The 14,630-nt window shown below is 39.8% G+C and carries 13 protein-coding genes; 1 reads left to right on the top strand and 12 read right to left on the bottom strand.

Features of this window, described 5'->3' with window-relative positions; translation table 11 throughout:
* Window positions 1-262 precede the first annotated feature (262 nt).
* The 12 genes from CD126_RS10840 to zapA all read right to left on the bottom strand — a co-directional run bounded on the left by CD126_RS10840 (window position 263) and on the right by zapA (window position 13,338).
* A complete protein-coding gene (locus CD126_RS10840) occupies window positions 263-778 on the bottom strand; it encodes a metallophosphoesterase family protein (RefSeq protein ID WP_103370496.1) in 516 nt (171 codons plus the stop codon).
* Entirely contained in the window at window positions 775-1,359 is a 585-nt protein-coding gene (locus CD126_RS10835) for an XTP/dITP diphosphatase (protein ID WP_049407001.1), read from the bottom strand. Before CD126_RS10835 ends, CD126_RS10840 begins: the two co-directional genes overlap by 4 nt.
* Window positions 1,359-2,171 carry a glutamate racemase gene (gene racE / locus CD126_RS10830; protein WP_049406998.1) on the bottom strand — a complete coding sequence of 271 codons (813 nt, stop codon included), beginning with the start codon at window positions 2,169-2,171 and terminating at the stop codon, window positions 1,359-1,361. Before racE ends, CD126_RS10835 begins: the two co-directional genes overlap by 1 nt.
* Window positions 2,172-2,455: 284 nt before the next feature.
* A complete protein-coding gene (gene sdhB, locus CD126_RS10825) occupies window positions 2,456-3,256 on the bottom strand; it encodes a succinate dehydrogenase iron-sulfur subunit (protein ID WP_103370495.1) in 801 nt (266 codons plus the stop codon).
* On the bottom strand, window positions 3,256-5,022 hold the full coding sequence (gene sdhA, locus CD126_RS10820) for a succinate dehydrogenase flavoprotein subunit (RefSeq protein ID WP_002472866.1): 1,767 nt from the start codon (window positions 5,020-5,022) through the stop codon (window positions 3,256-3,258). Before sdhA ends, sdhB begins: the two co-directional genes overlap by 1 nt.
* 51 nt (window positions 5,023-5,073) lie before the next feature.
* Window positions 5,074-5,694: a succinate dehydrogenase cytochrome b558 subunit gene (locus CD126_RS10815; protein WP_002472887.1), complete on the bottom strand. Its 621-nt coding sequence runs from the start codon at window positions 5,692-5,694 to the stop codon at window positions 5,074-5,076.
* A 311-nt stretch (window positions 5,695-6,005) separates the two neighbouring features.
* Window positions 6,006-7,796 (bottom strand): excinuclease ABC subunit UvrC, encoded by a 1,791-nt coding sequence (gene uvrC, locus CD126_RS10810; protein WP_103370494.1) that lies wholly within the window; start codon window positions 7,794-7,796, stop codon window positions 6,006-6,008.
* A 191-nt stretch (window positions 7,797-7,987) separates the two neighbouring features.
* Window positions 7,988-8,302: a thioredoxin gene (trxA, locus tag CD126_RS10805; protein WP_002472830.1), complete on the bottom strand. Its 315-nt coding sequence runs from the start codon at window positions 8,300-8,302 to the stop codon at window positions 7,988-7,990.
* Between the two features lie 80 nt (window positions 8,303-8,382).
* Entirely contained in the window at window positions 8,383-10,734 is a 2,352-nt protein-coding gene (locus tag CD126_RS10800) for an endonuclease MutS2 (RefSeq protein ID WP_049406990.1), read from the bottom strand.
* A gap of 9 nt (window positions 10,735-10,743) precedes the next feature.
* Complete coding sequence (gene polX / locus CD126_RS10795) at window positions 10,744-12,453, bottom strand: DNA polymerase/3'-5' exonuclease PolX (protein WP_103370493.1); 1,710 nt, start codon at window positions 12,451-12,453, stop codon at window positions 10,744-10,746.
* 97 nt (window positions 12,454-12,550) lie between these two features.
* Entirely contained in the window at window positions 12,551-13,072 is a 522-nt protein-coding gene (locus CD126_RS10790; RefSeq protein WP_049406984.1) for a CvpA family protein, read from the bottom strand.
* Window positions 13,069-13,338 carry a cell division protein ZapA gene (gene zapA / locus CD126_RS10785; protein ID WP_002472867.1) on the bottom strand — a complete coding sequence of 90 codons (270 nt, stop codon included), beginning with the start codon at window positions 13,336-13,338 and terminating at the stop codon, window positions 13,069-13,071. Before zapA ends, CD126_RS10790 begins: the two co-directional genes overlap by 4 nt.
* A gap of 289 nt (window positions 13,339-13,627) precedes the next feature.
* Here zapA and rnhC point away from each other — a divergent pair, with 289 nt between their 5' ends.
* The gene (gene rnhC / locus CD126_RS10780; protein WP_103370492.1) at window positions 13,628-14,560 is read left to right on the top strand and encodes a ribonuclease HIII; all 933 of its coding nucleotides are present in this window, start codon (window positions 13,628-13,630) and stop codon (window positions 14,558-14,560) included.
* The last annotated feature ends 70 nt before the right edge of the window (window positions 14,561-14,630 follow it).

Below are 14,630 nucleotides of genomic sequence, written 5' to 3'. Positions count from 1 at the left end.
GAATAATATCCTTCACACACAAAAACTGTTCATATACCTGTAGGATTCTCACCTACAAGTTCATTATAACATATAATTTAGTTCAAACATACTTAATATTAGAATGATTTTAAAGTAAAAGAAAATCAATTATAGTTCCAAAAAATAAAACCCTAGCTTCCATTCTAAAAACAAAAGCTAAGGTCTTATCGTCAATAAAATAACACTATTACTTAATATACCCTAACTAAGTCGTATTAAACAAGTTAAATTGATATTTCTCTTAGCGATTTAACTCAAATTGAACTTCATGAATGACTAGATGCTTACGATTCTTAAACTCTACATGCCCTTTACCTGTCTCATCATCAATCGTCACAACGGCATAAGTTTCCTCTACTCGACTGCGTGATTGAGAAATACTTCCTGGATTGATTACATGCACGCCATCAATTTCCTCATATCTCGCAACATGCGTATGACCGTAAAATGCAAAATCACAGTAGTGCATCTTAGCTTGATTCACTAAGATATCCCGCGTACGATTCACTTGATGCACATGACCATGTGCACAGAATGCACGAATGCCATTAATAGAGACGATTTCTTCGGCCGGAAATTCAGGATAGAAATCTGTGTTTCCTTTGACTCTGACGAAGCGACTGAGTTCCGTATCATCATAAGTAAATTGGGAATCACCTAGATGAATTGCTTCATCACAATCTTCATTATGCGTGAGCACATCATGTAAAATACCTGCTTCTGTATGATTATCACTAATTAATAATAGTTGTGTCATTGCGTTTCACCTTTTAAATAAGCTTCTAACTGATCGATTGCACGGCGACGATGACTGATTTCATTCTTCTCTTCAGCAGTGAGTTGCGCCATCGTTTGATCCTTATTCGGCACGTAAAAGATTGGATCGTAACCAAAGCCATGCTCACCAATTTTACCTAACGTAATTTCACCCTGCACTGTACCTCTAAATTGTACTGTTTCCTCACCTGGCGCACTCATGCTAATTACGCATACGAATTCAGCTGCTCGATCTTTCGTATCGCCGAGTTCAGACAATACTTTCTCAATATTGGCGTCATCATCTTTCGAAGCACCTGCATAACGTGCTGAATATACACCTGGTGCGCCATTCAAAGCGTGAACTTCTAAACCACTATCATCAGCAATTACACGTTTATTAAGTGCTTGAGCTGCTGCCTCAGATTTAAGTCTAGAATTCTCTTCAAATGTTGTTCCAGTTTCTTCAACATCAAAATCCTCAATAAGTTCACCGATACCAATCACGCGATATTGTGGAAATATCACTTTAAAATCATTAATCTTCCCTTTATTGTTTGAGGCAATCACTAAATCTTCCATTAATCCTCATCTCCTTGTATGACTTCAATTTGTTCTACTGTGACATCTAAACCGAGCCACTGTTGAATAATGTATTCGATGTGTTCTGTATCTCCTGTTGCGAAAAAGCGATGTTTCGGAGATGTCTTATAACCTGCATGTTCACTACTAAACGTGAGCAACGCACTTACTTCACGCGCAGTTTCTAGACCAGACGAAATCACAGTCTTCTCGCCATCAAAGTAATTGTTAATCTGTTGGTAGATTAAAGGGTAATGCGTACATCCCAAAATCACCGTATCTGCATCACTATGTCGCCATTGCTTTAACGTTTGATGTATCACAATACTTGTAATGGTTGGATCTTTATAGCGTAACTGCTCAACCATTGGCGCGAAACCAGGGCAAGCGACACCTCTCACCTTAATATTAGGATTGATACGAGTGATCTGATGTCGATACGCTTCTGAACGTATCGTTCCTTCAGTTCCTAGCACGAGCACACTGTTATTCTGTGTTGTCATAATTGCTGTGCGTGCACCTGGTTCAATTACCCCTACTACCGGTATATTGAGCATCTCTTGCAACGTATCCAATGCCACAGCTGTTGCGGTATTACATGCGATGACAAGCATTTTGATTTCGTATTGCATCAGTGTATTCGCAAGTTCAATCGAGAACTGTCTCACTTCCTCAGCCTCTCTAGGGCCGTATGGACACCGTTTGACGTCCCCTAAATAGTATATCGTTTCATTCGGTAGCTGACGCATAATTTCTTTTGCTACGGTCAGCCCACCTACTCCGGAATCAATCACACCGATAGGTCTATCCATTATTAAAACTTCCTTATTATGTATTTAATATCATTTTAGCACAACATGATTTATGGCTTCATTTACTTCGCTTATTTCACTGCTATGAGTAAAAGTGGTTCTGTGAGAAGTAATGTGTTTCATTATTTAGTTTTGTATAAAGTCTGAGTGCTCCCTCAATTTTTTCAAAGCTTACTTAGAAACGTAAATTTCGCCACGTACCTTTACAACTACACTCCCTCAATCCTTTTACCGAAATTAAAAAGACCCGGCAACTGCCGGGCCCTTACGCTTATACAATGATATTAGTCTACTTTGTGGTCTGAACCAAAGAATGACTTGAACATATGGAATGAAGTTTCTCTGTTCATAGCCGCGATAGATGTTGTAAGTGGGATACCTTTAGGACATGCGTTCACACAGTTTTGAGAGTTACCACATGCTTGAAGGCCTCCGCCACCCATTAAAGCATCTAAACGTTCATCTTTAGTCATTGAACCTGTTGGGTGTAAGTTGAATAAGCGAACTTGAGAAATCGCTTGTGCACCCACGAAGTTGTTGTTGCTTGTTACGTTAGGACATACCTCTAAACATACACCACAAGTCATACATTTAGATAATTCGTATGCTGTTTGACGTTTCTTCTCAGGCATACGAGGTCCTGGTCCTAAGTCGTAAGTACCGTCGATTGGTACCCAAGCTTTCATACGTTTCAAGTTGTCGAACATTCTAGAACGGTCAACTTGTAAGTCACGAATAACTGGGAAAGTACTCATTGGTTCAAGTTTGATTGGTTGTTCTAATTGGTCAATGATTGCTGAACATGATTGACGTGATTGACCATTGATAACCATTGAACATGCACCACAAACTTCTTCAAGACAGTTCATGTCCCAAGTAACTGGTGTTGTTTTTTCACCTTTTGCGTTAACTGGGTTTCTACGGATGTACATTAAACATGCAATCACGTTTAAGTTCTCTTTATATGGAATCTCAAACTCTTCATAATAAGGTTTAGACTCATTATTATCTTGACGTTTGATGATTAATTTAATTGGCTCTTTTTGCTTTTGTTGAGGTTGTTGGCTTTGAGTTTGTTCTGCCATTATTTTTTACCTCCTTTAGACTTTTTAGTGTAGTCACGTTTACGAGGTTCAATAAAGCTGATATCTACATCTTCATAAGTGAATTTAGGCGCTTCGTGCTTACCTTGATATTCAGCTAATGTTGTCTTCAACCATTCTTCGTCGTTACGATCTGGGAATTCTGGTTTGTAGTGTGCACCACGAGATTCATTACGGTTGTATGCACCAATAGTGATAACACGTGCTAATTGTAACATGTTCCATAATTGGCGAGTGAAGAATACTGCTTGGTTACTCCAAGTTTGAGTATCTTCAATATCGATATCTTCGTAACGTTTCATTAACTCTTGGATTTTCTTATCTGTTTCAAGTAATTTCTTGTTATCACGAACAACTGTTACGTTCGCTGTCATGATTTCACCAAGTTCTTTATGCAATTTGTATGCGTTCTCTGAACCTTTCATGTTGAGTAATTTATCGAAACGTTCTTGTTCTTCTTGAACACGACGTTCATAAATACTGTCATCCATGTCTTTGTAAGTGTCTTCGATATCTTCTACGTATTTCACTGCGTTTGGACCAGCAACTGTACCACCGTAGATTGCTGATAATAGTGAGTTGGCGCCTAAACGGTTACCGCCGTGTTGTGAGTAGTCACATTCACCTGCAGCGAAGAGACCTTTGATGTTAGTCATTTGGTCGTAGTCTACGTAAAGACCACCCATTGAGTAGTGTACTGCTGGGAAGATCTTCATAGGTACTTTACGTGGGTCATCACCAGTGAATTTTTCGTAAATCTCGATGATACCACCTAATTTAACGTCTAACTCATGTGGATCTTTGTGAGATAAGTCAAGGTAGACCATGTTCTCACCGTTAATACCTAATTTTTGGTTTACACAGACATCGAAGATTTCACGTGTCGCGATGTCACGTGGTACTAAGTTACCATAGTCTGGATATTTCTCTTCTAAGAAGTACCATGGTTTACCATCTTTGTAAGTCCAAATACGTCCACCTTCACCACGTGCAGACTCACTCATGAGACGTAATTTGTCGTCACCAGGGATTGCAGTTGGGTGGATTTGGATAAATTCACCGTTCGCGTATTTCGCACCTTGTTGGTATACAACAGATGCTGCTGAACCAGTGTTAATCATTGAGTTTGTAGTCTTACCGAAGATGATACCAGGACCACCTGTAGCCATGATTACCGCATCTGAACCGAATGATTTAATTTCAGATGAAGTCATGTCTTGCGCTACGATACCTCTCGCGCTGTCATCTTCGCCTTTAACGATACCAAGGAATTCCCAACCTTCGTATTTCGTTACTAAGCCGTCTACTTCAAAGCTACGTACTTGTTCGTCTAATGCATAAAGAAGTTGTTGACCTGTAGTCGCACCTGCGTATGCAGTACGGTGATGGAGTGTTCCACCGAAACGACGGAAGTCTAATAAACCTTCGTTTGTACGGTTGAACATAACACCCATACGGTCTAATAAGTGGATGATCTTCGGCGCAGCTTCAGTCATTGCTTTAACTGGTGGTTGGTTTGCTAAGAAGTCCCCACCATATACTGTATCGTCGAAGTGAATCCAAGGTGAGTCACCTTCACCTTTCGTATTAACTGCCCCGTTAATACCACCTTGCGCACATACTGAGTGCGAACGTTTAACTGGAACAAGTGAGAATAAATCTACGTGTGCACCTTGTTCCGCTGCTTTAATTGTTGACATCAGACCGGCAAGTCCTCCACCGACAACAATTATTTTTTTCTCTGCCATAAATTGTCACTCCCCTAGTTATACTCTAAAGACTAAATTAAACTTTTGAATTTATACGAACGCGATAATTGCACTTACACCGATGTAACCTAAGATGAGGAATACAATTAAAGATACCCAAGTGAAGACACGTTGAGAGAATTTAGATTGTAATACACCCCAAGTTACTAAGAATGACCATAAACCATTTGAGAAGTGGAATACTACAGCTAAAATACCAATGATGTATCCAACTAATACAATGATTGGATGACTTTGAATTAAGCCATGAATCATATCGTAGTTCACTTCGTGGCCACCAATTGCTTTTTGAATACGTGTTTGCCAAAGGTGAATCGCAATAAAGATAAATGAAATGATACCAGTTGCACGTTGTAAGAAGAACATTACGTTTCTGAATTGTGAATAATGTCCAACGTTAGCTTGTGCCGTAAATGCGATATGTACCCCATACACACCGTGATAAACTAATGGAATGTAAATGAATAAGAATTCCAATACGATTAAGAACGGTAGTGATTCCATAAATCCTGCTGCATGGTTGAAAGCTTCAGCCCCTTTAGTTGCTTGATGGTTAACAAGCAAGTGGACAAGTAAGAATCCACCGATAGGGATTACGCCTAGCAGCGAGTGCAGACGTCTAAGATAGAATTGATTTTTTGTATAAGCCAAAAGGAAGTCCCCCCTGAAAAACTATTAATTTCGATTTCTTTTTTAGATATCTTTTTTTACGCCCTAAAATGATGCAGTCGTGTTCACTAACTCGCTTCCATCACTTATTTCCAAAACCATCCTATTTTGTATGCCCAAATGATTGATGATTACATTTAAATAACATCACGAATAGGTTTAAAAATAAGTGATAATATTTCTCAATTAGAAAACGCTTCCACATATCTTTAAAAAAAGAAATCTGCTTTATACACATTGTAACACTAATTAGAGGAGTTTTGGGCATGAGAATGATTCTCACACCCTAAAATTTAAGATTTTTTCTCCTCTAAAGCTGCTTGTAGGTTTTCTGCAACCTTTTGTGGTAAACCTGCGCCTTTCAAATCTTCAATTGGCGCTTCTCGCATCTTTTTAATAGAGCCGAAAGTACGCAAGAGGCGCGTCTTACGTTTCGCCCCTATACCTTCAACAGTATCAAGCACAGATTTCAAACCGGATTTCTGTCTCGTCTGACGATGGAAAGTAATCGCGAAACGATGCACTTCATCTTGAATACGCTGGAGTAGATAAAAGGCCTGACTATTCTTCTTCAATGGCACAACTTCAGCTTGTTCACCATAAAGAATTTCAGACGTACGGTGTTTGTCATTTTTACGCAAACCTGCAACCGGAATATCCAGACCTAACTCATTCTCGAGCACATCGATCACGCCACTCATGTGTCCCTTACCACCGTCAACGATGATTAAATCAGGTAACGGCGTACCCTCAATGAGCACACGTGTATAACGCCGACGCACGACTTCGCGCATCGATTTGTAGTCATCAGGACCTTCTACAGTCTTAATCTTATACTTCCGATAGCCTTTCTTGTTAGGTTTACCATCGACGAAAGACACCATAGCGGATACAGGGTCGACCCCTTGAATATTCGAGTTATCAAACGCTTCAATTCGTATAGGTGTTTGAATACCCATACGGTCGCCTAACTCTTCGATTGCTTTCACTGTACGTGATTCATCTCGCGCGATAAGTTCAAATTTGTTATCCAGTGATACTTCTGCGTTGTGATTAGCCAGATCGACCATTTCTTTCTTTTTACCACGAACGGGTTGCACAATCTTAGTATCTACCACTGATTTAATGATATCTTTATCTAAATTCTTCGGCACATGAACTTCTTTTGGCAATAAGTGCTGGTTGAGTTCGTAGAATTGACCGATAAACGTATAGAATTCCTCTTCTTCAGTTTGCTGCAAAGGAATCATCGTCGCATCGCGTTTAATCATATTTCCTTGACGAATAAAGAAGACTTGCACACACATCCAGCCCTTAGACACACTGTAGCCAAAGACATCGCGTGTAGATTTGTCGGGTGACATAATCTTTTGTTTACGCGTGAGATTATGGATATGCTGAATCAAGTCTCGATATTCTTTCGCTTGTTCGAAATCTAAATCTTCACTCGCTTGTTGCATGCGATTTTCGAGATTTTTTAAAATGGTCTGGTCTTCACCATTTAAGAAATCGCTAATTTCACGCGTCATTTCTGCATATTTTTCTAAGTCTACGTCATAGACACACGGTCCGAGACATTGACCAATATGATAATAAAGACAAAGTTTATCCGGCATTTTGTCACATTTGCGGAATGGATAAATGCGATCCAACAACTTCTTCGTTTCTTGCGCAGAGTAAGCATTTGGATAAGGCCCGAAATATTTTCCTGTCCCTTTCTTAACTCTGCGGGTCACGACAAGACGTGGGTATTTCTCTTTCGTAATCTTAATAAAAGGATAGCTTTTATCATCTTTTAGCAAAATATTATAACGAGGTTGATATTGTTTAATTAAATTCAGTTCTAATAATAAAGATTCTGTCTCATCAGAAGTCACGATAAATTCGAAGTTGCGAATTTCTGCCACGAGCCGTGTTGTTTTCGTATCATGCGCACCCGTGAAGTAGGAACGCAAACGATTACGCAGTTTCTTCGCTTTTCCCACATAAATCACTTGGTCGTTACGATCTTTCATCAAGTAGCAACCTGGCTCCATCGGTACGACCGACAACTTATTCTTAATTTCTTCCTTATATGTTTCCATCATGTACCTCCCTTCTCAAAGCGTGGTTTATTCCGCACAAATAAGCCTGGGATACTATTCCCAGAGCATTACGTTAGCATCATACCCTTGTATCTCAACTTTAGACGACTGTTATTAAATTTCTCTTATCATCTTACAGTTAAAAAAGGCTGAAACATCGTGATGTCTCAGCCTACTGGGTCGTCATTAAATTATAGATGTTTCTCAATTACTTCAGCTAAGTTCTCTTTAGGTTGGAACCCTACAACTTTATCTACAGGTTCACCATCTTTGAATAAGATTAATGTTGGAATACTCATTACTTCAAATTTAGCTGCTGTTGATGGATTTTCATCTACGTCTAATTTTAAAATGTTTGCTTTTCCATCAAAGTCTTCAGCAAGTTCTTCTAAAACTGGTGCAATCATTTTACATGGTCCACACCAAGTTGCCCAGAAATCAACTAAGTTTACGCCTGATTGAATGTTTTCATCAAAGTTAGAATCAGTTACTTTTACGATTGCCATAAATGCCAATCCTCCTTAATTTCAAATGATGTGGAAATTATAACAGAATTTCACCGTTACTGCATACCTATTGCTCAACATTATTTCAACTGCGCCACTGTCACTCCGAAGCCACCTTCACTTGGCATTCCATTACGATATGAGGCCACACTTTTATGTCGTCTCAAGTGTTCTTGCACGCCTTTTTGTAAAGCCCCCGTACCTTTACCATGAATAATATAAACTTGCTCATAATTGCTGAGTACGGCTTGATCTAAATATTGATCGAGTTCTACTAACGCTTCTTCATAGCGATAACCTCGTAAATCGAGTTCCATCTTCACATTTTGTCGATTGTGACGTTTAACCATTTTAGTAGGTTGCTGTTTCTCTTTTTTCTTTTTCTCTAAATCTTTGAGCGGTAATTTCATCTTAATAATACCCATTTGAACGACCGCTTCATCATCGCCTACGAGTTCTAACACTTCACCTTTTTGGCCGTATGTTAAGACTTTCACTTCGTCGCCCGCACGAATTTCATCCCATTTTTGCTTTTTAACATCTTTTTTGAGTGATTTCTCTTCGTATTGATCTTCAAGATGCTTTTTCTTGTCGATGAGTTCGTGTTCTTTAACGTCCGCACCTTTTTTATCACGCATGTGACGTAGGTCTTTCAATATTTGGTCGGCTTCTTTCGTCGCAGCTTTCACGCGTTGGTTTGCCTTGTCGCGGGCTTCGTTCATGAGATGTTGTTCATAATTCTTGAATTTCTTGTAGTGTTGCTCTAAATCATCGTGTGTGTCTTGTGCTTCTCGTAAAAGTCGATCAAGTTCAATACGTTGTTCATCCACACGTTTAGAGTTCTTCTCGAGTGATTCAATCATATTATTAATTTCTTGTTCATCATGTCCAATCATCGTTTTCGCTTTAGATATAATCTTCATACCTAACCCGAGCTTTTTAGAAATATCAAAAGCGTTTGAACGTCCCGGCACGCCCATCAACAATTTGTATGTCGGACTTAACGTATTTACGTCGAATTCCACACTCGCATTCATCACACCTTCTCGATTATAGCTATACGCCTTTAGCTCTGGATAGTGCGTCGTTGCCATCACGAGTGAACCGATATCGTGTACGTAATCTAGGATACTCATCGCCAATGCTGCACCTTCGCTTGGATCCGTACCTGCACCGAGTTCATCGAAGAGAATTAAGCTATTCGGTGTCGCTTCTTCAAGGATAGAAACAATATTTTTCATATGAGAAGAGAAAGTAGATAGCGACTGCTCAATAGATTGTTCGTCACCGATATCACAGTACACATTTTCAAAAATACCTAACTTACTTCCATCTAATGTAGGAATCAGTAGACCTGCCTGCGCCATAATAATAATGAGACCTAACGTCTTGAGCGTAACCGTCTTACCACCTGTGTTGGGACCAGTAATAATCACGGTTTCAACGTCCTCTGCGAACTCAATCGTATTGGCTACTACCGTCTCTTGATCTAACAGAGGATGGAATGCTTTCGGCAAGTAGACAGAACGATCCTCAGTAAACTCAGGTTTCGTCGCTTTAATCTTCCGAGCATAACGCGCTTTCGCTGTCAGGAAGTCGATTTGCCCCATAATTTGCTCAGCTGTTAAGCAGCCATCTGCATCTGCAGCGACCTCGGCTGTCAGTTCAGTTAAGATACGCTCGCGTTCTACCGCTTCATCGTTACGCAGGCGACTGATTTGGTTATTCATCTCCACTACAGATGAAGGCTCGATATAAAGTGTTTGCCCCGAAGATGATTGGTCATGCACGATACCGTTGAAATCTTGGCGATACTCCGCTTTGACTGGAATAACGTTACGATCATTTCTTACCGTCACAATCGCATCTGACAGTTTCTTCTGATTCGATTGACTTTTAACGATCCGATCTAAATTCTGACGTATACGATGTGACGTGCTAGAAATCTTGCTACGAATACTTTGAAGTGTCGTACTCGCATGGTCATATAAATCGTGCGCATCACATTTATCATGAATCGTACGATACAAGTCTGTGAGCACTGGAAGTTCATTCATCCGTTCATGCAGGATGGGGTAGTGCACAACCTCCTCATCGTCTTCCAACAATTGTGCGTAAAATGTCTTGAATTGATTCTGAACTTGAATCAAACGTTTAATCGTATTCAGTTCTGTGACATTCAAGACCCCGCCAATTTGAGCACGACGTATAAGTGGTTTGATTTGCGCTAAACCACTGAGACTGGGTAAGCGTAATTTATTATAGATTTGAGCGATTTCATCTGTTTCATCCATTTGAAATATGACAGTTGAACGATCGACTTGAGGAGACATTTCGCGTGCTTTAACTTGTCCCAAGTCACTGACCGCTTCTTGTTCAACCATTGCTTTAATCTTATCGAATTCTAAGACATCTAATGATTTTTGTCTCATACAATCCCTCTATTTCTTATTTTTCTCGCCTTTTACAAAATCCTTAAATGCTTCTCGAGAAAATGTATTGATCACACGAGATTTCTGAACAAATCCCTTCTGCGCAGTTGCGACACCGTACTTCATGAACTCTAAGTGGTCCGTATGATGCGCATCTGTATTAATTGTCAGCATCAAGTTAGGATGTTGACGCACTACTTTAGCATTTAAATCTAATCGTTTCGGATTCGCGTTAATTTCGAGCACGGTTCCTGTTTCTTCTGCAAGTTGACACAGTTGCTCAATATCAGGTTCGTACCCTGGTCTTTTACCAATAATTCGACCTGTTGGATGTGCGATATGACGTACGTAAGGGTTGCGACATGCTTGCTCTAAACGATGCATAATATCCTCTTGAGACTGATTGAAACTCTGATGGATGGACGCAATCACGTAATCGAGCTGAGCTAACACTTCATCGTCATAATCCATGCTGCCATCTGGAAGAATGTCCATTTCCGTGCCTGAATAAATATCGATTTCTGGATATTCCTCATTGAGCTGCTGAATCTCTTCATGTTGACGCAACAAACGTTCCGCAGAAAGTCCGTTCGCTACTTTCAAGCTACGAGAGTGGTCTGTTATCATCATAAATTCGTAGCCCTTCGCAATATTCGCTTCGACCATTTCACGTTGACTCATCGCACCATCGCTCGCTGTCGTATGCATATGAATATCACCACGAATGTCGTCTAACTGGATGATCTCGGATAAGTCTTTGTCGAATTCACTACCATCTTCTCGCAACGCAGGCGCAATCCAGTCATGGCCATAGTGTTCGTAAATCTCCGCTTCACTTTGATACTGAATCAATTCGCCAGATGCTGTCTCAATACCATATTCGCTAATCTTCTCATCTCTTTCTTTAGCAAGCTGACGTATACGGATGTTGTGATCTTTAGATCCAGTGAAATGCTGTAGCGTATGGTAAAAAGCAGCCGGTTCAATCAAGCGGAAATCGACGCCAATCGTTTCATCATCGTACGTGAGTTCGAGCGAAATCTTCGTTTGTCCTACTGCAACTTCTTTAACTTTATTAGGAATTTCAAGCAATTGCTGTTGGACACTATCAGGATTAGTGGTACTTATAATGTAATCTAAGTCTTTACTTTCTTCTTTAAAACGTCTAAAGCTACCCGCAACTTCAAATTGTTCGATATCAGTGAGTTGCTCTAAATAGTGGTTAATTTCACGACTTAAACCACGCATCAGGTCGATTGGATACTTATCCTTTTTCGCACCTAACGCTTTTACTGCTTCTAATATATTCTGTTCTGTCTTCTTAGCAAAACCACTCAGTTCACTGACTTTACCTGCTTCGCATGCTTTTTGTAAGGAAGCTTTATCAGTAATATTTAGTTCTTTATAGAGTTTAGAAATCTTTTTACTACCTAAACCTTGAATCTTAAGTAACGGAATTAGACCTTCAGGCACCTCGCCCTGTAAAGCTTTGAGCGTGCTAGACGCTCCTGTTTCACGATATTCGTTGATTACCTCCCCAACGCCTTTACCGATACCTTTCAACTCAGTCACATCATCGATTTCGTCTAAAGTGCGTTCATCGATCTCCAACGATTGGGCAGCTTTACGATAGGCAGAGACTTTGAACGTGTTCTCCCCTTTAAGTTCCATATAAGTTGCAATTCGTCCTAGTAATTGAATAACATCTTTCTTCGTCATTAGGATCACCTCATAGAAAAAGGTCAAGACGACGTAGCGTTATTTCACTATGTCGCAAAATAACACATGCCCTGACCGTTACATTTCTGCATCATATTTATAAGTGCTGTATAAAGTTTGAGATATAAGGAATGTGATAAAGAATCAATTCTGCGAGTTTCGATGTAGCTAATTGATGTTGTAGATGCTCATCAGGATATAAAGCAATAATATAGACGCCTAGTGCGGCTATAAATAGTGCAATAACGATGCTCGGAATCACTCCCAACAGACGACTGAGCAACGCACTACGTCCTGACTGCATCATATTACCAAATACGCCGATGACGATATGCAATATCAATCGCGCAATAAAGACCACGATGATGAAAGCAATCACATCATTGAACCGTTGTTGTAGATTGCTAAATTCAAAGGCATACGTCATATCATAAGCTTTCGTCTTAGGAAATGGAATGAATAAATCTAATTTATGCGCAACTTGTATATAGAATTTGTAGCCGAGAAAGACGGCTACCACACTACAGACAAAGTTGATGAGACTTAGCCATAATCCATTACGGAAGCCACTTGTTCCAACAATCAGTAGAAACAGGATAAGTATAATATCTAGAATCATTCGTGATCTTTATGTTTCAACTGTTGGATTTCTTGTTCTAAGCGACGATTCTCCTCTTCAAGCTGTACTTTCTCGTGCATGACATTCACCGCAGTGAGAATAGCTTTACGCGTCGTATCTAATCCTGCACTTCTACTACCTAGTTCTTTCAATTTCTCGTCGACGAGATGTGCGACGTGTCGAATGTGTTCAGGGTTGTCCTCCCCTACGATTGTATAGTGCTGGTCATTGATAGTAACATTAATGCGATTCTTGAACTCTCCCATAATCTAACTCCTGACTCTTTATAATATCTTGATAACTCGTAATATATCTCAAATTTAAATTCATTATCGTAAAATATTTATCACGAACTATTATACACGACAGCTCTCTATTATGTAAGTAGTTGTCATTATCTCTTTAAGAAAATTAAATGTAGTTGACGTAAAACGTAGAGTTGTGGTCGAGAGAGATATATTTGAAACAAGCATTTTACTCAAACTCGTATCTGTATAACAACGCACTATGATACAATGAACAGGCTATAATATTACATAAAGCGAGGATCATGTCATGACAAACGTTGTAAAAAAAGTCACAGCTCAGGAAATCAATCATTTACTAGACCAACTCCAATTTGACAAGACTGGCTTACCCCAAGGTATGAAAGCGCGAAAGAAACATCAAGGCACAACGATCTCGGTGTATAACTCCAACAAAGTGATGTTTCAAGGTAAAAATGCTGAACAACTCGCGCAATCGCTGCTACCTAACGCCTCTGCACAACCTAAGAAACAAACAGCAAAGAAATCCAAAAAATCATCACATCCTCAATTTAATCAATACAGTTGTATCGGGAGTGATGAAGCTGGCAGTGGCGATTACTTCGGTCCACTCACTGTCTGTGCTGCCTATATATCTGACAAAAATGCACAAGTCCTGAAGACACTCGGCGTTGATGATTCTAAAAAGTTAACAGATGATAAAATTGTAGAACTAGCCGAACAGCTTGTGACCTTTATTCCACATTCATTGCTCGTACTCGATAATCCGAAATACAACGAACGCCAAGCTCAAGGTTGGTCGCAAGTGAAGATGAAAGCCGTCCTACATAATGAAGCGATTAAAAACGTGCTGTCTCGCATTGACTCTGAAGAACTGGATTACATCGTCGTCGACCAATTTGCGCAACCAGGTGTTTATAAACGCTATGCACTGACGGATATTCCTTTGCCTGACAAGACACATTTCGAAACGAAAGGCGAATCGAAATCCATTGCTATCGCTGCAGCAAGCATTATCTCTCGTTATGCTTTCGTCAAACACATGGATCATATTTCTAAACAGCTCAACACTTCAGTGATTAAAGGTGCGAGTAAAAAAGTAGATCTCTGTGCGGCGCGAATCATCAACCGCTTAGGCATAGCACAGCTAGATCAAGTGACGAAAAAGCATTTCGCCAACCGTGACAAAGCCTTGAGTTTAGTAGAGCAAAAACGTCGCTAATACGCAGCTTTCAATTCACGAATTCTCAATCATAAATCTCCTTAAGATAATATCAACATCACCAAACAAC

Origin of the sequence: Staphylococcus pettenkoferi (assembly GCF_002902685.1) — a bacterium.
Classification (GTDB): domain Bacteria; phylum Bacillota; class Bacilli; order Staphylococcales; family Staphylococcaceae; genus Staphylococcus; species Staphylococcus pettenkoferi.
The sequence above is the reverse complement of the archived record's forward strand: the minus strand, read 5'-3'. Positions and strand labels throughout refer to the sequence as shown.